Annotated in this window: 16 protein-coding genes and 1 pseudogene; 5 read left to right on the top strand and 12 right to left on the bottom strand. The window is 59.2% G+C overall.

Going from position 1 to position 20,402, the window contains the following annotated elements:
- Positions 1–127: 127 nt before the first annotated feature.
- The 4 genes from WNZ14_RS09195 to WNZ14_RS09180 form a co-directional block, all read right to left on the bottom strand.
- Positions 128–991 carry an SH3 domain-containing protein gene (locus WNZ14_RS09195; protein WP_342868261.1) on the bottom strand — a complete coding sequence of 288 codons (864 nt, stop codon included), beginning with the start codon at positions 989–991 and terminating at the stop codon, positions 128–130.
- Positions 992–1,039: 48 nt separating this feature from the next.
- Positions 1,040–1,639, bottom strand: a complete 600-nt coding sequence (locus WNZ14_RS09190) for a lysozyme inhibitor LprI family protein (protein ID WP_342868260.1) — start codon at positions 1,637–1,639, stop codon at positions 1,040–1,042.
- A 23-nt stretch (positions 1,640–1,662) separates the two neighbouring features.
- Entirely contained in the window at positions 1,663–2,436 is a 774-nt protein-coding gene (locus WNZ14_RS09185) for a CPBP family glutamic-type intramembrane protease (protein WP_342868259.1), read from the bottom strand.
- A 106-nt stretch (positions 2,437–2,542) separates the two neighbouring features.
- Positions 2,543–3,526, bottom strand: coding sequence for a helix-turn-helix transcriptional regulator (locus tag WNZ14_RS09180; RefSeq protein WP_342868258.1), 984 nt, complete (start codon positions 3,524–3,526; stop codon positions 2,543–2,545).
- 313 nt (positions 3,527–3,839) lie between these two features.
- On the opposite strand from WNZ14_RS09180, the gene WNZ14_RS09175 reads away from it, so the two are divergent.
- Entirely contained in the window at positions 3,840–4,190 is a 351-nt protein-coding gene (locus WNZ14_RS09175) for a hypothetical protein (RefSeq protein WP_342868257.1), read from the top strand.
- 80 nt (positions 4,191–4,270) lie between these two features.
- Here the strand turns inward: WNZ14_RS09175 and WNZ14_RS09170 are convergent, their stop codons facing one another.
- Positions 4,271–5,269 carry a L,D-transpeptidase family protein gene (locus tag WNZ14_RS09170; protein WP_342868256.1) on the bottom strand — a complete coding sequence of 333 codons (999 nt, stop codon included), beginning with the start codon at positions 5,267–5,269 and terminating at the stop codon, positions 4,271–4,273.
- A gap of 396 nt (positions 5,270–5,665) precedes the next feature.
- Here WNZ14_RS09170 and WNZ14_RS09165 point away from each other — a divergent pair, with 396 nt between their 5' ends.
- Together WNZ14_RS09165 and WNZ14_RS09160 are read left to right on the top strand one after the other, a co-directional pair.
- Positions 5,666–8,095 (top strand): DUF3772 domain-containing protein, encoded by a 2,430-nt coding sequence (locus WNZ14_RS09165; protein ID WP_342868255.1) that lies wholly within the window; start codon positions 5,666–5,668, stop codon positions 8,093–8,095.
- A 326-nt stretch (positions 8,096–8,421) separates the two neighbouring features.
- A complete protein-coding gene (locus WNZ14_RS09160; RefSeq protein WP_342868254.1) occupies positions 8,422–8,685 on the top strand; it encodes a hypothetical protein in 264 nt (87 codons plus the stop codon).
- A 463-nt stretch (positions 8,686–9,148) separates the two neighbouring features.
- Here the strand turns inward: WNZ14_RS09160 and WNZ14_RS09155 are convergent, their stop codons facing one another.
- Together WNZ14_RS09155 and WNZ14_RS09150 are read right to left on the bottom strand one after the other, a co-directional pair.
- Positions 9,149–11,278: an AAA family ATPase gene (locus tag WNZ14_RS09155; RefSeq protein WP_342868253.1), complete on the bottom strand. Its 2,130-nt coding sequence runs from the start codon at positions 11,276–11,278 to the stop codon at positions 9,149–9,151.
- Positions 11,279–11,284: 6 nt separating this feature from the next.
- Positions 11,285–11,761 carry a hypothetical protein gene (locus tag WNZ14_RS09150; RefSeq protein WP_342868252.1) on the bottom strand — a complete coding sequence of 159 codons (477 nt, stop codon included), beginning with the start codon at positions 11,759–11,761 and terminating at the stop codon, positions 11,285–11,287.
- 402 nt (positions 11,762–12,163) lie between these two features.
- Here WNZ14_RS09150 and WNZ14_RS09145 point away from each other — a divergent pair.
- Positions 12,164–12,701 (top strand): annotated as a pseudogene (locus WNZ14_RS09145) (DDE-type integrase/transposase/recombinase).
- A 74-nt stretch (positions 12,702–12,775) separates the two neighbouring features.
- Here the strand turns inward: WNZ14_RS09145 and WNZ14_RS09140 are convergent.
- The 3 genes from WNZ14_RS09140 to WNZ14_RS09130 form a co-directional block, all read right to left on the bottom strand.
- Positions 12,776–15,427, bottom strand: coding sequence for an FAD-dependent oxidoreductase (locus WNZ14_RS09140; RefSeq protein WP_342868251.1), 2,652 nt, complete (start codon positions 15,425–15,427; stop codon positions 12,776–12,778).
- Positions 15,428–15,444: 17 nt separating this feature from the next.
- Positions 15,445–15,915 carry a cyclic nucleotide-binding domain-containing protein gene (locus WNZ14_RS09135; RefSeq protein ID WP_342868250.1) on the bottom strand — a complete coding sequence of 157 codons (471 nt, stop codon included), beginning with the start codon at positions 15,913–15,915 and terminating at the stop codon, positions 15,445–15,447.
- Between the two features lie 136 nt (positions 15,916–16,051).
- A complete protein-coding gene (locus WNZ14_RS09130; protein ID WP_342868249.1) occupies positions 16,052–16,654 on the bottom strand; it encodes a cyclic nucleotide-binding domain-containing protein in 603 nt (200 codons plus the stop codon).
- A gap of 85 nt (positions 16,655–16,739) precedes the next feature.
- Between WNZ14_RS09130 and WNZ14_RS09125 the strand changes: the two genes are divergently transcribed.
- Positions 16,740–17,096: a hypothetical protein gene (locus WNZ14_RS09125; protein ID WP_342868248.1), complete on the top strand. Its 357-nt coding sequence runs from the start codon at positions 16,740–16,742 to the stop codon at positions 17,094–17,096.
- A 31-nt stretch (positions 17,097–17,127) separates the two neighbouring features.
- Here WNZ14_RS09125 and WNZ14_RS09120 read toward each other — a convergent pair whose 3' ends face one another.
- Together WNZ14_RS09120 and WNZ14_RS09115 are read right to left on the bottom strand one after the other, a co-directional pair.
- On the bottom strand, positions 17,128–19,347 hold the full coding sequence (locus tag WNZ14_RS09120) for an adenylate/guanylate cyclase domain-containing protein (RefSeq protein WP_342868247.1): 2,220 nt from the start codon (positions 19,345–19,347) through the stop codon (positions 17,128–17,130).
- Between the two features lie 203 nt (positions 19,348–19,550).
- Complete coding sequence (locus tag WNZ14_RS09115) at positions 19,551–20,402, bottom strand: FecR domain-containing protein (RefSeq protein ID WP_342868246.1); 852 nt, start codon at positions 20,400–20,402, stop codon at positions 19,551–19,553.

Here is a 20,402-nt window from a genome sequence, read left to right as displayed (position 1 = left end):
GGCTCCATCAACACTGCGCTGTTCTTTTGGCCAGCTGACCGGTGCCGTCGCGAAGAGACGCCACCGGAGTTTGCGAGAATGAGGCCACCTGCGCCATCTCGGACGAGGCGGACCGATTTCGAAGCAGTCAGAAAATGACGTACCCGCCTGTTCCATTGGTCAGCATCATGGTCAGCGTACTGCCGTTTCCACTGCGGTTCCTGGCAAGCACCGCCGTGCCATGCGCGCCATCGACGCAATGGACCGTCGTGCTCTCGCTTCCAACCACACCCGGTGCATGGCGAAAGAGGCCCGTGCAGGTCAGTCCGCCGCCGTTGATGGTCAAGGCATAAGCGCCTTCCCTGTGACCGAAAATCTGGCCATTCAGCGAACCACCTCCGTAAACCATTCCCGAACCCGAAACGCTGATGTTGCTGGCGGAGGCCGAACCACTGTGATTTGCACCGGGGCTGTTTTCACGCAGATAGCTTTCAACCGCATCGTGGGCCCTGGAACGTTGTGAGCGCGAGCAGGAACTGCCGGCGTTGATCGCCCGCCCGATCGGGTTGAACAACACCGTGCAGCCACTCGCAAACCGGACTTCCATCTCCCCGGTGTTTCGGGCGTGCAATTCCGGGATGTCGGGCCGGCCTGCTATTGTGCCGTGGGTGGGCGCGCCGCTCTCGCGCAGGAACCGGCCCGCTGCCCATCCCGAAATCTGGCCGTTTGGCGTCTCGAGATGACACCACCGGGCTTTGCCGGTTCCGCGGCACCCGAGATTGCGAAAGACAGCACCATTGGGTGCCCGCGCAACCACATGATTGGACGTACTCGGTCCAGAGCGGAGATTCAGCGTATCGTTCGAGGCCACGCCAGTGACCTGCCAGTAGTCGGGGCCCATCTGGGCACTGGCGCTGCCGGGCAGGAGTGTCAGCCCCGCAGTCAGCGCCAAGGCGACGCCCGCGAGTGCCAGCTTCAGACGCGGCGTAACAGAATAGGTGCGAAACATCATTGTCTTACCTCCACAAGATCTAGATTGCGCAACGAAGCCGTCGCGGCGTCATCGAGCCTGGCATGCGTGTTCTTCACCATAGGCATCGCTGACGCTTATGGCGCCGTCCCCCATCACCAAACCGCCGGCGCTTCGCAGGTAGTAGGTTTCAGGAGCGTCGGGCGCGAGTTGTGCGCCGATATAGACGCTGTCACCTTCCTCGACACGAACCCCGGGCAGAGCAGTCGGAAAGGTCTCCACGGTGAGCGCGCGCGGGCCGCAAATCAGCTCGACGGTTTCCGATGGCGGCTCAAGCATGAACTCTGCAACCAGTTCCGCCTCGCGGCGCAGGTATTCGGTTTCGACGCAGGCCCTCAGCTCCGGCTCTTTCCAGCACTCGTCCCGGCCTGATATCCAACCGCGCTGCATGGCGCGAAGGGTCTTGGTGGTTGCCTCTGCGTCGACATCCAGGCCTTCGGCGACGCTGACGGCTGCAGCGAAGCGGTCGGCCAGACGCCGGTCGAGCGCGGCCAGTTCGGGCTCGTCGCAGATCAGTTTTTCGGCGGAACTCTCGGCCTTGGCGCAGTCAAAGGTGGGGCCGTCCTGCGCCTGAGCGGCGGCGGGACACATGACCAGACAGGCAAGAATTGAAATGGTTCTCAGTGTCATGGAGTTATCTCCTGAGTTTGGGTTCATGCAGCATCCATTCCGGCACCCGCGGCCAGGGCAAAGATCGCCCAATCATTGAGGATATGCGTACCCGTGGAGGCCCAGATGTTGCGCGTGATGATGAAGGGCATCAGCAGGATGATCCGGACAGGCACAAGTCCGATAAACGCCTGCGCCACGTTCCACTGGTAGGTCGGCAAGTGAATTGCCGCAAAGGGAATGGCGGCGACCAGCGCGGCGAGGCAGACTGCCAGCTTGCGCGGCACGAAACGGTCCAGCAGCGTCAGAATTGCCAGAAACGGAAGGATGGTGAAGATCTCTTCACCGAGCAACTGCACGGCACTCCAGGCAAAGATCAGAACGGCTTCTGGTGCCGCGGCCGAAGCAACCATGTCGCCGATCGGATTGCCCACAGTATGGAAAAACTTGACCAACAGGTTTCCCACGATGATCGTCACGACCGCGTTCAAGACGAAAAATGCGATCATCAAGCCAAAGTCGCGCGCCGTTGGTTTTCGGAAGAGAGCCAGCGGAGCCCTTGACCCCGCAACGATTGCAAGCGCGCCCAGTGGGATCAAGACCAACAGAAATGGCGGGATGAATCCTGCCAATCCGCTGTGAAGCCGTAACTGTGTCGAGGTGAAGACCCAGTAGGCAGCGGCGACAGCAACAAGGACGATTATCCAACCGACCGGGCTGAGGCCGACCGGTACGCCGCGGTAGTAGGGAAAATCAGTATTGGCCCGCTCAAAAAAGAAAAATTCGGCACCGCCGGCCTTGTTGTCGTTTTGTGGCATGGCTGCGACCTCGATGGTTCTGGAAGCAACCCGAATGCTCCGGGCCCTTCTTTTGCACCGACCATGGCCGGCACGATCCGAGACTATCGAGCAACCTGGATGCGGGCTATCCGTTCTGCGTTGGGGCTATCCGGATTGCGGACGAGGACCCGCGTGCGCGGGCAAGCGTTGCTGATGGGGGCTCTCCGTATGTTGACCGGTAAGTCGTTGCAAAACGACCCAGATGCGAAAAACCGCAGCCCAGCGCGACGCTGGTAACCGATCCGGTGCCACCCGACAGCAGTTGCGCTCGCGCATTCTCCAGCCGGTGCGCGGTGAGGCGCTCCCATGGTGTCTGCCCCAAGGTGAGCCGGAACGCGTCCTGCAACTGGCGGACTGAGACGCCAACAGCTCTGGCAATGATGGGTACAGTCAGGGGTTCGCTCGAATGGGCTACGATGTAATCAATCGCGCTTCCGACAAGCCCGTGGTGTGGACTTCGCATCGGCAGGGTGTCGGTAGCCACCGCAAAAAGGCACCGGATATGTTCAAGCACCAGCGCCGCAAAAAGATCGGATGCCGGCCTATGGACCAGGGTCGGCGCCGAGGACTTGAGGTCAGCAAAGAGATAATCCATCAGCCCGCGAAGCCCTGCCAAGGCCGTCGAGGCGATGGGAACAACAGGATCTTCGCCAAGTTTGGGAAGAACCCCCAACCTTTGTTGTTTCTTCAGAGAGATCTTGGCCAGATTGGCTCTGAAGTCGCGGTGTGCGAGCCTGTCCACCCGTGTCCATCTTTCAGAGGGGCCGAGTGCGAGAGCGGTTCCTTCACCGATAACCTGCTCCCGACGATCCATGCGCACCTTGGTTAGGCCCCTGGTCGGCAGCATGACCGTCAGAAAAGCGTCGTCGGCCAGATCGATTTCATGACCTGAAGAGACAACGCTCAAGAGACTGACGCCAATCACCGGAAATTGCGCGGATGAGACCCGCAAGCAGCGGTTCCTGTCCCGTGTCATGTTGAACTGATCGGGTGCGCTGAACAGCAAGGATCTGTAATCGGAGCTGCGGCTCTCGTTTTCATCCCAGTGCTTTGAAGCGTAGTTCAGCATGGTGGAGCCGCCAGAATTTGCTTTCTCTAATTGAACGATAACAGAGACAGCAGTTTTGTCAGCAGGTTTATGCCAGCTGCTCCGCCAACTGGGCTGATGCTGCAGTGCTAATCCTGCCAGCACCTGTTCACAGATCGTTAGACTGGGACTGTATTGATGCCAGGCAGATCAAAGAAACCGCAAATTGCCCGTGCCTTCCCCCCGAAATGAGGTATCGTTTCAATGCGCTGATCAAGCGGCTGGCATTCGGGCTCCGCTTGTCATGGAACCTGTTGCGCGATCAAGAGGCGCTGTCGGAGGAGCATCGAGATTAATGGGCGATCGCTTGAACATGGCAAGACTACTGGGCGCGATCACCGCCGTCGCGGGGTGGACCAGCTTCGTTATCGCGCTGCTCATTTCCGGCAGTGGCATCTGGACGATGAAGGGCCCGACCATCATTGTCAGCTTTGTCGTTGGCGCTATTTTTCTCCTCATTGGCCTGGTTTTGCACAAGATAGGCCATGCCTATCGACCCGTTTCTCAGGAACTCAATGGCTCCTGTGAAGTCAGGCGCCTGGGCCGATGGCTTTGCATTGGCTCCTCCATCCTGCTTTTCGCACTCGGATTCATTCTCCTTGGCGTCTTGTTTCGCCTGTCGGAGGGGTACGCGGTTTTTGGATAGCACTTTCGGGTGACCGCTGCGACTTGACTTCAAGCTCCTTCGAAAATCCGACTAGCAATAGCGGTCTTCCAATGTGGCCCTTATGAATTCCGCATGATCACGAAATCGGTGGCAGAGCGGGTTTCTGGATGGGCGGGAAGATCTGTCAGCATCATGGTCGCACCCGGATGCAGCTCGCGGGCAATCTGTCCGTAGACATCCGGCGGGATCACCAGTCGTGCCGTCACTGCGATTTCGCGCTGCACATCCACCGCCGTTTCGCGCCCGGTTCCAAGGCCGATCGCGATCCAGTCATAGACATGGGTTGCCGGATTGACCCCTTGAAGCAGGTATACATGCGTGCCAAGCGGCAGGCGCGGGTGCTCTATGCCGATATCGGCACTGATAAACTCCTTGCCGTTCTTGAGCGCGATTAACCGGCGGTCGGCGCTGCTGACGATTATGGCGAAGGCGTCGTCCCTTTCACCATCCTTGTCCCGAGGCAGGTTCTTGCCGGCGACGTTGCCCGTCATGGTTTCCACCGCCTGGAGGTCTGAGTTGGTCAGCACCAGCCCGGCATGACTGAGACTGCCGATTCCCGAGCGTGAATTGGTAACGATGACCGGGGTGCCGTTGTGGGTCACACCGAAAACCAGATCGGCAAAGGCTTTGGGAAGATGCACGCAGCCATGGGAACTGGGATAGCCCGGCAGCCCGCCGGCATGCAACGCGCAGCCGCCGAAGAAGAACTGACTATCGGGCATAGCTGCGTTATTGTAGGCTTTGGAATGATGCAGTTTTTCCTTTCGAAGCACTGAAAACACGCCGGTCGGCGTCTTGTAACCCTTTCGCCCCGTCGACACCGTCGACACCCCGATTCGGATGCCGTTTCGGTAGACAAAGGCAAGTTGATCAGCCAGCGACACCAGCACTGCCACCGGACCGTCCAGTGCCCGCTCCGGATACCAGGACCACTCCCCCGGCTTGAGGTCTGTGACGGGCTTCTCGGTTTGCGCGAAGCTGCCGCCATTGGCTGCGATGAGTGCTGCGACACCACCGGTTGCAAGAAGCCTTCTGCGGGTTATCTTTCCCTCTTTCATTGCAATGCGCTCCTGTCTTCTACAGTGACCGGCTCCCACCAGGCCTATTCAAACGGTCTAGCCCGCACACACGAAATAAAACTCGCTTCTGGCTCAAAGCGAGCCCTCGTTATTCAGAGATGTGATCGCTTTGTACTGCCGTCAGAATAACAGATGCGGCTCCATTGTGCACGCTGCGGCCCATTGGTGGGCAACCGTCGTACCTTCCGGGTCCTGTTTGGCCACGCCGTGATCGAGAATGCGGTCAGGAATTTGAATCCGGCCTGTCTCTCATCCATAATCATTGTCACAAAGGCCTCATGCAGAGGCTGCAAGGACGTGCATTGATCAAATTGGCGGCCTCCGGCAGGGCTTAGCCCGGAGTGGAGCGGGGAACAGGGCGCAATGGAATCTGAGATGAGGAACCGAACAAGATCATGGGTTTCAGCGACAGTAATGATCTTGGCGTTGATGCTGCCTTTGCTCACCGGCGCACCCGCCGAAAGCCCGGCGCAAGAGAGTCCGCAAACGGACAGCAATTCGGAAGTCATCGATCCTGCTGTTGAATGGAATGAGACCGCGGTACGTGCGCTAGAGGCCCTGGGTAGCGGAAAAGCCTCCAGCTCCGCCTTCGAAGTCTTGCGGCAGAAACTGGCTGACGAGCGTGACCAGGCATTGGCCATTGCCGAAAGCGGCAGCATTCTGTCCAAATCGGTTCAGGCACAGATTGACGCGCTCGGTGCTGCACCGGACGGTGACAGCAGCGAACGAGCGGACATCGCTGCCCGCCGTGCCGAGCTCAACGAATCCCTTGCGGCTGCGGATGCACCTGTAATAGCGGCCCGGGAGGCCTTTAACCGCGCAAATGTTCTGATCAGCGAAATTGATCGCGTCATCAGGGCGCGTGAGAGCGTCAAGCTTACCACCTTGCTGCCCACGCCGCTCAACCCATTTAACTGGGCCGGCGCCTTTGCTGAGATGCAGGACTATCTAGGGCGTGTTCTGGTCGAGTTCGAAACAAGCATTGCCAACCCGTCGAAGGCGACCCCCCTCAAGATCCGCCTGATTGCTTCCGGCCTCCTGCTGGTCCTTTCGCTCGCGGTAGTGTTCATTATCCTGCCCGTCACTCTCCGCTCGATGAATGCCAAGGCCAAGCGTGTCGACGTCAAGACAACCCACTCGGGTTGGGGATTGCTGGCGGTGCTTGCACGGCTGGTGCTTGCTTCGCTGGCAGGCATCCTCGCCTATTCGGCCTACAGCACGCTGGACATTTCCTCCACCGCCGCCCGCTCACTGATCCGGGTGGTACCGGCCGTCGGGGCATTTCTGGTCATCAGCTACTGGCTTGGCTACGTCATCTTTGCTCCGGATGCGCCCGAGCGCCGGCTTATGAAACTGCCGGATCATCAAGCCCGAACGGGCTTCTGGATCGTCATAGGCGTCGGCTTGGTTCTCGTCGTCGAACTCGCCATTGAAGCATCCGAAAAGGACATGACCTTTCTTCCGGGCACTCATGCCGTGGCCAGTGTGTTTGCGCTGCTGCCAGGTGCGTTCCTGCTGTGGGTATTCGGCTCGATGGCACAACGTTCCACCAAGGCGCAAACTGGGAGCGACAACCTCGAGCACCCAAGTTACACAGCAGCGCTGGTGCAGTTGCTGGCGCGGACACTGCAGGTGTTGGCCATAGCCATTGTGGTGCTGGCGCTCTCCGGCTTTACCGCGCTGGCGCGGTTCGTGCTTTCGGGCTGTGCGCTGTCGCTTGGCGTCATCGGCATTCTGCTGGTGATCGACAGACTGATTGTTTCCGTGCTGGGACTGGCCGCGGGGGTATCCGGACGGCAATATGGCGAAACGCGGCAGAGTTTTCTGTCCATTGCCATCGGACTGACGATGAGCATCGCCGCCCTGCCGGTGATCGCCCTCATCTGGGGTGCCCGTCCGGCAGATATCTCCGAGTTCTGGCGTTTGATGACCGAAGGGGTGGTTGTCGGCGGAACGCGATTGTCAGCCACCGTGGTGCTTGTCTTCGCCTTCACACTTCTTGTCGGACTGGTGGCGTCGCGCTGGCTGCAACGGTTCCTCGGATCCGCAGTGCTGCCGCGCACCCACCTCGACAGCGGCGCGCAATCGGCATTGCGGACCGGGATTGGCTATCTTGGAGCCACGGTGTCGTTCATGCTGGCCGTTGGCTTCGCTGGCATCGATCTGTCCAGCCTTGCCATCGTCTTCGGCGCGCTCTCCGTCGGGCTCGGTTTCGGTCTTCAGGCCGTCGTCTCGAACTTCATCTGCGGCATCATCCTGCTGATAGAGCGCCCTTTCAAGGAAGGCGACTGGATCGAGGTTTCAGGCTACAGCGGCATCGTTCGCAAGATCGCCGTGCGCTTTACCCGGCTGGAAACCTTCGATCGCGACGATGTCATCGTGCCTAATACGGATCTGATCACCGGAACGGTAAAGAACATGACCCTGAGCACGATCACCGGGCGCGTGATCGTCCCTGTCGGCATCGCGTACGGAAGCGACATAGAGAAGGCGGAAGGGATATTTGTCGACATCATGTTGGCACATCCGGATGTCCTACGAGAACCGGCGCCGGCAGTCTTGTTCAAGGGTCTCGGCGACAGCGCTCTTGATTTCGAGCTTCGCTGCTTCATTTCCAATGTTGGGCTTGGGCTGACTGTCCGGTCCGATCTGCTCGCGGGCGTCTACCGGGAACTGGACAAGGCCGGCATCGAGATACCATTCCCGCAGCGCGACCTGCATATCAGGACATACTCCGGTCTCACGGATTTGTCGGCCCAGGATCCCTCTGAGGCAGAACCAAAAGCATCTCCGCAAACAGGGTAACTTCGTGTTCAAGTAATTGCGATCATGCCAGCCCAATGGACGTGCTCAGGTGGCTCGGTGAGCTTTGATTGTTTCTGCTGATTTGTCGGCCTCCTGGCGCGTCACTTGGCGTTTGCCACAAACGTGAGCCTCTTGAGGCGGCGCCCCGCAATCGCAATTGCGTCTCTGGCGGCATTGCCTCTCACATTCGGGCCAGTCGTTCCGATTGCCCATTTCATGTTTGAGGCCACAAGCAGTCCAATGATTTGGAGTGTGCAGGCATTCGCCGCTCTGCTTCTGCCTGCACTTGCGTCGCGTCTGGCCATGCAATGGCAGACGGGAACCAATTGGATCTTCAGGTTTTCTTCTTTGATGTCCTGTTTAGTCAGACCTTCTTGCCGGTATCGGCAATCTGGCTGTCTAACGATGAGCAAGGCCAGCCACCGCCAGAGCTGAGGGACGCACCAATCCACATCGGGAATTGGTTGGCAGCGGCAGTGGAATGCGTCCTTCTCACCTTTGCAGCTTGGCGCATCCAGGAATTGATTGTGGTTTATTGCGGCTATCCGGTTCTCAATGCGGCCTTGGCATACGCGACGCTCAGCCGATAGCGTTTCGGTTGCCAGAACGCCGCATCCTATGGGGTACTCGACCTCGGACTAAACAACATCTGACACTTCGGACACCCGCGAACCTTTGCCGCAAAGAGAATGGAAGTCCGCAATCGGCCTGACGCGACGTCGACAGTCAAAGGCGAATGTCTGTTTAACCGGCTTCGTTCCCACAAGCTGCCAGTCCGCTCCCGGCTCCAAACAAGCCGGACCGGAATGCGCCCCCGACTCCGGCCTTTCAGCCTTACATCTTAATTGCCCATTAGCCGACAATTCATAAAGCGCACTCGCGTTAAATCACGCCGACCCCTTCGCGGATTCCGACGGCGACCTTCTAAGAGCCGGCGATGGCGCTCGTCAGGTTCAAGCACGACGTTCCCGTGATTCCTGACGCTTAATCACGCCAGCGCGATTTTGCGAGCCATGTCGGTAACCGCAAGATATCCAGGCGATATCTGAATGATTATGCTACGGCATTCTGCCGAATACGAAGAGCGTCGGCCCAGTCCTTTAGGGCCTTAATATCGTCCGAGATCTCCGAAGGTGGTGGTGGCTCCTCATTACGAACGCGCGACGGATCATGCGCTTCGATGATGTCGCTGCATTTCTTAAACGCTGTTCGGAACGCTTCCGTATCCGTCTCCAACAGCGCGGTGACCTTCTTCAAATGCTTGGTATCAATGTAATCCCGGTGCCTTATCAGCACACCCGCGAAAACGATCTCCTCGAGCGCCCGCTCCCACGTGGCCCGCAGAAAACCGTAAAGTCTGACGGCGGAGCTGCGGTAGCCGTCCTCGTCGTTGGCATCATAAAGAGCCTTCGCAGCCCGTTGGTCTTTCTCAAGCCGGTCCAAGCGCGCCTTGACGCCAGCATGATCCCACGGCAATCCATCCCCCACGATACCAGCACCTTCCGGGCCGCGTGAAAGGTTTGCAAGCCTGGCGGGAATGCCTTGGCCGCGAGCGCTATCATTCAGGTCGTTCACAAACACCAGGTCGTGGGTGAAAACAATGATCTGACGTTCCGTCGCCTCTTCCACGAGTCTTTGTGCGACCTTCCTGCGCCACCGGTGGTCGAGCGATGTCACAGGATCGTCGAAGATGAGTGCGGACTTGTGTGTGGCTGTCGCGAGCTCGGTCAGGAAAGCCGCCAGTGCTACGCAGGTTTGCTCGCCTTCGCTCAGCACCAGATGCACCTTGGTCTTGGGATTTGCGAACAGACGAATCTGGTAGTTTGGCGAGCCGTACTGGCCGCCGGAACGCACCACCTCAACACGCACCTTTTCCGCCGCAAGCCTCACGATCTCTCTCTGGAAGCGGTCACGCATCCGGGGAGTGATGATGTCATCGGCAAGTTCGTTGCCAAGTTTCGTGATAGTGGTGGTCGCGGTCTGCGCCAGGCACTTGGCAATGCGCTCGAGCTTTGCCAGCCGCTCGACCTCTTTCGTGGCGACCTCGTGAAGAGCGGTAGCTGCAGCTCGGTCTTCTAGCTCGTCGTGCTCGGCCTGCAGGATCTGGCGGCCTTCGACGTCGGCTGCCGCCTCCAACTGACCGGCATAGGTGCGGGTGTCACCTTCAAGTGCCAGCAGCTCTGTTTCCGGGATTGCCGACATCGGCGACAGGGTCATAACACCGCTGTGCTCGATATCTCGCAGACACTGTAATCTGCGCAGATCGGCGGTGGCCATAAAGCGCAGCACGTCGGCAGCCAAATCAGCGTGCTGGATGGCAATTCGCCTCCGTATGTCCGCGATTAGTCGAATATCCGGTTGACGCGTTCGGAACTCCTTGAAAGTCTTCGTGTAGACCTTTTCGGCCGCGTCAGCCTGCTTTTCCGTATCGTCGCGGATGAAACCCTCGAAGCCGCCCAGCCGCGCACCGGCCTCGGCGCTCAGCGGCTGATGGCACAGCACGCATTTTTCACCCTCCGCCGCCGGGAACCGCCGTTCAACATGCTTCGAATAGTGCCGCGCCGCCTCCCATAGCTCCCGCCATACTTCCGCGCCAACGCCGGGGAAGGTGGCGTCCTTGAAGGCGCTTCCTGCGGCGATCGTCGCGGCAACCCGTTTGGTTCTGGCATCGTCTGCAAGCGATTTCAGTGTGTTGAGGGTGTCGTCGGAATAGCATTCCTCAACCTTCTTGAAATAGCGCAGAATCCTCGCGATACCATCGGCGAACTGGAGCTGCTCGGCGGCCGCTTCGACCGGATTTTTGGCGAGGTCTTCGGTGAGTTGCTGGAGGCGTGCCCGTTCTGCATCGGTCATGACTGCGAGGGTCGCCAGCGGCTCCAGCTTCGTATTGTGCTTGAGACCGGACATGATACGCCCGACCGCCGTGGTCGCCCGCCAAGTAGGCTTGTCGAACACGGGATCGCGGAGCGCCTTGAACTGGGTCTCTTCGGCCTGCAGCCGCACCTTGATCTGCGTGCAGACCGCCGCGAGGTCGTCGGGAATGTCGAGCCCGAACGGCCGGAAGGCAACCTCTGTCTTGTCCTGGATGTGGACGGCGCCGCATTCGCGGTCGAATACGCTGACGGCGGAAAGCACCGGATCAGGATTCGCGTTGTCCCCCCATGGCAGCACAGGCTGCTGCACACCGTCCTACGAGATTGTAAAACTGGCCGTGGCCTTGCCGCCGATCGCTAAGGAAAATGCGTCGGGCATGATTTCACCGGCCTTGCGTGCCCTACAGGCGCGCTTCAACACCCGCCCATATCCCGATTTGCCGGCTCCGTTTGGTCCGTAAATAACTGTCAGGCCCTGTTGCTCGAACACAAGGGTCTGCTTCGGAGCCAATTGGTTCACGCCGACGACATCGCCAAGGGAGACCAAGGCGATGGTCGCGCCGTTACCGGGATTCGCCGGCAAGTGGACCGCTTCCAGCGCCGCGGCCGTCAGGGAGATATCGGGCGCGCCGTGCTCTTTCTTACAGAGGTCCAGAACTTCGTTGATGGCCGCAGCATCAAGTGTACCGCCCGTTACAATACGCCGCAGTGCATCTCGCTGCCACATCGGACGCCGTTGCGACCAATCCAGTATCGTTTGAAGCACAGTTTTCGGCGGGGCAGCTTGGTGCATGTTTAAAGCTTTACTTGAAGGTGTTCTGCTACAATAGCGGCAGCCCGCAACCTATACTAGTGCATGAAACATGCAAACGATCGGATGTAGGAACTCGTATTTATCAACAGAACGCAGGCTCGACTCCGGCGGCGCGTTGATTTTCCCCCTTCATGTTTCGCCCGGGACGCACGCCCTATGGTGCCCCGGTTATCGCAATCCCAAAAGCCTATTGACGTCTGCTATCGCCATCAATTGGCTCATAGCCGACAGACTGCCTCCGGCCCCGTTTCAGTCACTCCAGTACGTCGGAGAAAATGCCTGCAGCGCCGGATCGCATAACGAGCGCTACGGAACATAATGATGGGCATTGTCACATAAAAACTAGCTGCCCTTTCCCCTGACAGACGGTAGTCTGAAAGAATGAAACAACCCAGCTATCGCCGCCATCGGTTTCCGCCCGAAATCATTCAACTTGCCGTCTGGCTGTACTTCCGATTTCCGCTGAGCTTCCGCGATGTGGAGGATCTGCTCGCAGAGCGCGGCATTGACATTTCCTATGAGACCGTCCGGCTCTGGTCCTTGAAGTTCGGGCAGGTTTACGCCGCCAAACTCAGACGTGCACGGCCAACGCCCGATACGTGCTGGCATCTCGACGAGGTTTTCGTCTTGATCAATGGCAAGCGCATGTACCTGTGGCGCGCCGTCGACAGCGAAGGCGAAACACATCACTGTCTGGCGCAGCAACAACCGAGCGGAAAATTCACTCCTGCCGGTCAGGTTGAGGGAGCGACGAATGCAGCGCTTCAAGTCGGTTGGATCTGCACAGAGATTTCTTTCAACCCACGCCGCCGTATACAATACCTTCAACGTCCAACGCCATCTCATCTCCCGCAAGACACTTCGAAAGTTCCGCAGAGAGGCAATGGCTACGTGGCAGTCAGCGGCGGCTGCCGTTTGATCGAAGAGTGCGCATCGGTCTCGTGCGGGTAACGATGCTTACCGTGACAAGGCCTTTATAACGCTTAATCGGTATCAATCCAGCACGCGGCCGAGCACGCTCCAGTCTCCGCGACGCAAATCATCGAGCACAGGTCCAAGATCGGGGCGCTGGTCGATCAGTTCCGTAACGTGCTTGCCCGTGCCTGAAGGTCCGACGAACACGGCGCCGACGATCTTGCCGTCTTCGACGACCAGCAGCCGATGTTCGTTCTCGCCTTGCGATGGCGCGACAATGGCTTCCTGATTTGGGCCTTCTGCGGCAATTGCCCCATAGCCCTTCACATCGATCCCGTCCATTTTCAGGCTCACCAGGGTATTGGGTTCGGAATAGCCGATCTCGCACCCGAAAATCGCAGCGGCTGCGACCCGCCCCTGCGTGGTGCTCACGGCCCAAAGGCCGCTGATCGATCCGGGCAGTTCGGCCAGATCGCCAACGGCGAAGATGTCGGGGTCCGAGGTTCGCATTGCGCCGTCGATCTTGACGCCCCTGCCGACCGCCAGGCCGGCTTCCTTCGCTAGGTCCACATTGGGCCGGATTCCGGCGCAGGCGACAATGATTTCCGCCTCGATAACCTGCCCGTCGGCCATTACAACGCCGCTTACACGGCCGTCGCCACGGATTTCGGCGACGTTCGCGTCGGTGATGACCGCTACTCCCAACTCTTTCAGATATGAGGTGAGGATTTCGCTGCCGCGCTCATCGAGCTGACGGTCCATAAGCCGCGGCCCTCGCTGCAGGATGCTGACGGAAAGATTGAGCTGGCGTAGGGCATCTGCCGCCTCGATGCCCAGAACCCCGCCGCCAAGCACGACTGCGGAGTGGCACTCATGGGTTTGGCGCCAAGCGCGAATGTTCATTGCGTCGGCGGCCTCGCGCAACACGAAGCAGCCGGGAAGATCGTGACCGGGAACAGGCGGCATGACGGCGCTGCTTCCCTGCGCCAGGATGAGCTTGTCGTAATTGAGCGTCTCACCGGTGCCCAGCATGACCTGTCGTGCGCTTTTGTCGATCGCGGTGGCGGTCGTGTTGAGCAGTACCGATACGCTTTTCCTCTCGGTCCAGTCGGGCGCCTGCAGGCCGATACCACCCATCGCGGTGCTGCCATGCAGCAGCCTGGCGATCGCCATTCGATTGTAAAACCCCTCCCGCTCGCGGGCGACGATCTCGATGGAGCATGATGACGACAGCTTGCGAACCTCGTCCGCCGCCGACATTCCGGCGGCCCCGTTGCCGATGATGATGACGCGCTGGACGCCGGTTTCCTCGCCGAGATCGACGAGAGCAGCGTCGGGCTCGGGTTCGGGGAGGCTTCGCGGATCAAGCGAGGTGTCTACGGTCACGCCCCCCTTCATCGCACGGCAGACACAGGCCATGCGGGCGCGTCCCTTGAGCCCCAGACGTTCGAGCGTTTCAAGCTCGGTCGCACTCGGTGCACTGAGGTTGTCTTCGCCATCGACAATGGCAATAGGGTCAGCGCCACACATGCCCATACGGCAGCCATAGTCTATTTTGACGCCGGCCGACTCCAACCCTTCCAGCAGAGAGTGGTCGGCCCCGGCCACAAAGCTCATGCCGGTACCGCGGTCGGCAACAAGGTCGGCGCCGCTCGCCGTTTCAACGGCAGCGCGCAATGCGCCCACATTGACGCCAACGACAGATGCGACGGGCGCATTGGCCAGCTCGTAGAGGCGTTCGCTACGCAATCCGGACCGAACCATCAGCACGCCGACACCCAGGGCGATGGCGAAGAAGATATAGGCCACATAGCCAGGAAACGGCAGGCCTGTGAACTCCGTGATTCCCTCGGCAAGCGACGGTGAAACGAACCAGTAAAACAGCACGAAGGCGGCGGTTGAGAACAGCAATGTCAGCTTGTATCGCGACACGCGCAGGATGCTGGCCAGCGCCATGAAGAGACCGAGCGCCAGCGCGATCGACGACGCCATGTGGAGCAGGTAAGAACCAAATCCGGAAGCCAATGGGCTGGCGGCGGTAAAGAAGCCGACTATCAGCCCTGGAAGTGCTGCAGCGAAAAGCGCGCGATGGCCAGCGTACCACGGATCCGGATCGGCAAGATCGGCATGGATGGCGGCGCGCGGGTTGAAATCATAGCAGTTCTTCTGGCAGCCGACGCAGCTCTGGCAATAGCCGTTCCTGACCATCACCAACGGGGCCTGCCCATAGGCCTTCTGGATCGGCGCGAGCGGACAGAAGGTTCCACACCAACCACTACGCCCCTTGAACACCAGTCCACCCAGAAAGGGAAGGATGAGCGCCGCGACAATCAATACAGCGAGCGCAGTCGCATTTGCGTTGAAGAGAACGTGGCGTATGACAACTGCGGCAAAGAAGATCAGCACTGCAACAAGAAAGGCAGCCGACTTCATTTTCACAGAAAGGGTGCGCGCAAGCCCGAATCCGCCCATGCGGGGAATCTGGTTTGTCAGCGCCATCGGGCAAACCTGCCTCCAGAATCCGGGAGCAACCACGAAGACGATTGGAAGGACCGGCACCAGCAGCTTCCAGAACAGGTCGAGCCCGGTCTGCGGCTTGACGAAGAGGACCGCCACCGTGCCCAGCACGACCGCCATGGTCGCGATCCGCAATACCCACCAGAGCGCCTTCGGCAGGCGCGTCGGAACCTCGGTGTAAGGGGTGAATTCGCTTGCTTCTGCCTGGGCCAACAACGCCTTCCCGCCGCTCAAACGAGGAAACGCGCATTGGTCGCCCGCAGCCTGAGCGCGAGCACCTTGCCAAGATCCAGCACAATTGTTCGTGCGAGCGCGGGCTCCCACCCACTCAGCCGCGTATAGCCGTCGCGCGAAAGCCGGATGGCGGTGCCTGCCGTTTTGGCGCGAATGGTGGCGCTGCGCGGCAGGCAGTCGAAGAATGCCATTTCGCCGAATACAGCGCCCTCTATGATTGTGGTAAAGGCCGCGTCCTTGCCCGGAAGGATTACTTCAACCGTTCCCTCCGAGAGGATGTAAAAGGAATCGTCCACGTCTCCGTTTCGGATCAACACCTGACCTGCTGCGAAACGCTTGGTTTCGGCATGCACGAGTATTTTTTTCCAGTCGGAAGGAGAGAGGTTTTCCAGGAACACGTAGCCATGTGCCCCATCTGCCGCGCCGGTATGGAGCTGGTCTGACACGGCATAGTCAAAGAGCCCCATAACTCTCCCCCCTTGAATTAGGTGATCTATTTGGCCCCGCACAAGTACGAGGTAAGATAGAAAGAGTGCATCACTGGCCATGGAAACGCAACCGTTCCCCGGTTAGACTTTTAAAACCGGTTCGACGCGAACCGATTTATTTTGCGCCCGTGGCTTGATCTACGTTTTCGAGCAGTCGCCTGCCCACGAGCCGAAGCAGATAGAATCCGAACTCCGGATTCTGGAAATAAAGCTGCTTGAGGTCACGATAGGAAACTTTCAACAGTGCGCCGTCTTCGGCGCAGGCCATGCCCTGAGTGCGTTTTTCGCCCGGCGCAAGCAGGCCTATCTCACCAACCAACTCATTGGGTCCGAGTTCAACGCCGGAGGTGAGCTGGAACCGCCCGCTCTCGATGTAATACATCTCGTTTGCCTCGTCGCCTGCGTTGAAGACGATATCACCCTTGGCGCAACGCATGGTCTTGCCAAAAGGGCGCAGCCAATCCATCGAAAGATCGCTCTTGGAGGCTTGCTCGGAGCGCCGGATAAGCATGATCATCTGGTAGAGCCTGTAGCCATGGAGCGGCATGAGAACAGAGCTCTGGATTATGATCGGAAAACTCATAGTCAGAACGCCATAGATCAGGAAGGCAAAATTGGCCGCCAGGCCGAACATCCGCAGCGGTATCATTGTCGACAACGAACTGGCTATGATCGCCAGAACCATGCCTAAATAACCAACCACATCAACGAGTGTCATTTGGTGTCCCCCAGGAAAAGCAGCCGTCGCAGCCTCAAGAACTGGAATGGCTCAAGATTACAATTATCGCGATGTAGGTTAGATGGTGCAGCAGTTGGTCGAAACCGACCAAGCGCCAGAAGAATGCATCATCCGACCGCGCCGCAAGCCGCCCGATTTGGTCCTTGCCCCAATCGAGATGATAATGGACAAGGAATTCACCCAATACAATCGCAAAGAGCAAAACCGGCTGGATTCCGAATCCGATCAGGATCACTGCTGTTCCTCCGGCATGGAGGCCGGCATGCAGCAGGCCGCCGGGGTGGCCGTAAGTACCCTTGTTCCTGAGGTGATAGGGTTTCTGAAACTCGAAATCGAACAGAAAGTGCTTGATCTCGAGAAGCCCCAAAAGTGTAAGAAGCGGTGGAATCACGGAGCTCTATCCTTCCTGCCCGAAAGCTGATGGCCGCCGCGTCGGAAAAATGGCGAGGGCGTCATTTGTACTTGGCCTCGTAGACGCCGTCCCAGGCAGCCCCGGGATGCATCCCCTGCATCTCATTCAGGCGGTGCTCGTATACGGAATAGAAGCCCTCCATCTGCGCAGGTGCAACAGCACGGGCCTTTGCCAGCCATGACCGCGCATTTTCGATTTCGACCTGGCGATAGGCCGACAACATACGCGCGTGCGCTTCATGCAGTTGCCCGAAGAGCGGTGTCCTCGCAAACTGGGCATCGCCGGCCAAGACATGGAGCACAACCGGCTTTGCACGACCGACCACCCGTACCCGGTCCGCTTCCAGAAATGCGAGATCATCCGCGCCGGATCGGGTGTCCTCGCTAACCAGAATTGCTGTCTTGTACTGCTTAGTCAGCCCCTCGATGCGGGAGGCGAGGTTGACGTTGTCACCGAGCGCCGAATAGCTGAAGCGCTGTGCCGAGCCGAGGTTTCCGACGCAACACTCTCCTGAATGGAGTCCGATACCGACCTCAAGCTCCATATTTTTCTCATGGTTGAGCGCCGCCAGAACATCTAACATGGCAAGTGCAGCGAGACAGGCCTTCCTGCGATGATCGGCTATGTCCAGCGGTGCGTTCCAGAACGCCATCACCGCATCGCCGATATACTTGTCAATGGTGGCCTCGGCACGCAGCAGGGTATCGGTGGTCGGGGTCAGGAAATCATTGAGCAGGCGGGTAAGAGCATCCGCATCCATCCGCTCTGACAGGCTGGTAAAACCACGGATATCCGAAAAAAGCACGGTCAGATCGCGCAGTTCCCCGCCCAGCTTCAACTCGTCGGGATTGTCCGCCAACCGCTGAACGAGACTGGGCGAAAGATACTGCCCGAATGCCTGTCGGATCTGATGTTTTTCCCGGCTGGTGAGCAGCAAGAGTGCCGGCATTGTGGTAGCAAATAAAACGCCGACCGCCACTACGGGCAGCACTGGATCAATGAGAAGCTGCCAGTTGCTGAAGGCAGACCAAGAGACAGCCGCTGCCACCGTCATCAATGCGACAGCCGCAGCAGCGCTCGACACAGCACCGGCGCGCTGCTCGACGACGATCAGAATGATGGCCAGCCCAATGGCCAACGCGATCTCGGCACCGCGCGCCCAATCCGGGCGTGACAGGAAGGTCTTTCCCATGATCTGGTCCACGATCTGGGCGTGCACTTCCACACCAGGGGTTGACGCCTCGACTGGGGTCGCCACCAGATCGCGCAGGCCAACGGCACTGGTACCTATCAGCACAATATGGCCCGCGACCGCATCACGGAACCGGCTCACCGCGCCGTCCTCGAGGAGATCAGCAGCCGCTATGGTGCGCAACTTCTCCAGTCGCGCGTAATAGATCCGCAAATCACCATTGGCGCCGACAGGAACTTCAAAAGCGCCCACCTTGATGGCAGTCATGGCCGGACGCCCGAAATCGGCTTCACCACTCGCACCCGTGCTTCTGACGACGAGAGACCCAGCTCCCTGAGCAACCCGCAGCGCCTCGACGGAAAGCGCTGGATAGAAAGCATCCGCTTTGCGGGTGACGAGAGGAAGCGAGCGAACGATACCGTCCAGGCCCGGAGGAAATGAGAAGAAACCGATTCCGGCTGCGGCCCCAGCCAGTTCCGGCAGGTTGTCAACACCGCCGGTAAAGTCTTGAAGATACGCCGTAGGATCCTCTCCTCCGAACGCCAAGCCGGCCTTCGGCGGAGACAGCTCGGTGTCGTTCTCGTTGGAGATCACGATACCTGCAACGACAGGATTGCGCGCGAACACCTCGGCAAGCTGAGCGTCGTTGTCTCCATCATACCGTCCGGGTCCCACAGCAATGTCGATGCCCTGACTGCGAAGGGACTCGATAACGCGCGCGGGCGAGGTACGGTCGGGCTCGGGGAAAACCATGTCGAAGGCGATCGCGGCGGCTCCCATCTCACCCAGCCGATCAACCAGCGTGGCGATGGTCGTGCGCGGCCATGGCCATTGACCAATCTCGCGCAGCGATGGACCGTCTATGTCGATCACCAGAACCGGTGCGCCGGCTTCGAGGCGTGGCTTGAGACGTTGATAGAAGTCGAAGGAAAGATTGCTGAAATGACCAAAGAGCGCTGACATCAACACGGTTGCCGCAATGAAAAGGGCGACGACGAACGGGCCGAGAGCCCACAGCACAAGTCGCTTGCTGCGGTCTTCGCGGCTGCTTGGCTTTACACTAATCATGGTGCGGCCGGAGCAGAGCAACCGGCAGACACAACTGACTTTGGGGGTGTTTGTCTGTCATGATGTACCGGCTTGTGTAGTTTGCATCCACATCTCGCATCCCGCTTGGTCAATCGAGCGGATCTTCCCGCGTCTTGTCGGAATCCCAGTGCGGCAGCGCCGAATTTCGAACGGTCGCTATCTATATCGCGTCAATTGCGAGCCTACGGCAATAGTGGAATTGCCGTGCTGAAGAGTACACTGCGCTGTCTGTCATTATTGGTTTCTTGTGCGGTGTCGCGCTGCGGCCCGGCCCGGCGTGCGGCGAGCGGCTTGTTCAGGGACAGCGGAGGTTCCGAATTGGTTTCCGCAAATCCGCTCGATACGATCATTGACGAGGTCGGCTTTTGTTTCGCACCGCCATTGCCTTTTCCGTCCGGGGACAGTTGAGCTTGAATGGAAGCGGAGAATGCGGGGGGAGTCTTGCGGATATGCACACTGCCGTTGACATCGACCACGATGGAATGTCCCGGCTTGTACAAGTGGGCAATCCGCCTGCCGTTGCGGCTCAGTGTGATCGACCGGCCGAAGACGAGATCTATGTGCGTTGGAAGGCCGTCGGCGCGGCCGAAACTCATGTCGGCGATGCCGCCGCGTATACCGACGACTCCGACCGGGGTTTTCAGTGATACGCCATCGCGCGTCTTGGAGGCCCTGCCACCGATGAAGCGGAAAACGCCCTTTCCCAACGTGGCGGCCAGATCGGCCGAACCGGCGTCGGGATCATAGACAAAGGAATCAATTTTCAGGCTGGACTGCGGACCGACGGTGAACGTGGAGCCGTCCAGGAGCAAAATCTGGACCAGCCCCCTCGCGTCGGTATTGACTTGCTCGTTGTGGGCGATGTCGTTGCCGACAATGATCGTGCGCATGGACGAACCAGGCGGAGTGCCGTTTGCGGCCGGATCGACAGCCGAGGTGACACCAACGGATTGGGCAATTGCGGGTCCGGCGAGAGACAGTGACGCGAGAACAGCGATGAAGAAGCTGCGAGACTGTTGGAAGCGGTGGCTCAT

The organism is Hoeflea sp. AS60, assembly GCF_038900115.1.
GTDB lineage: Bacteria > Pseudomonadota > Alphaproteobacteria > Rhizobiales > Rhizobiaceae > Hoeflea.
This window is presented reverse-complemented; position numbering and strand designations above follow the sequence as displayed.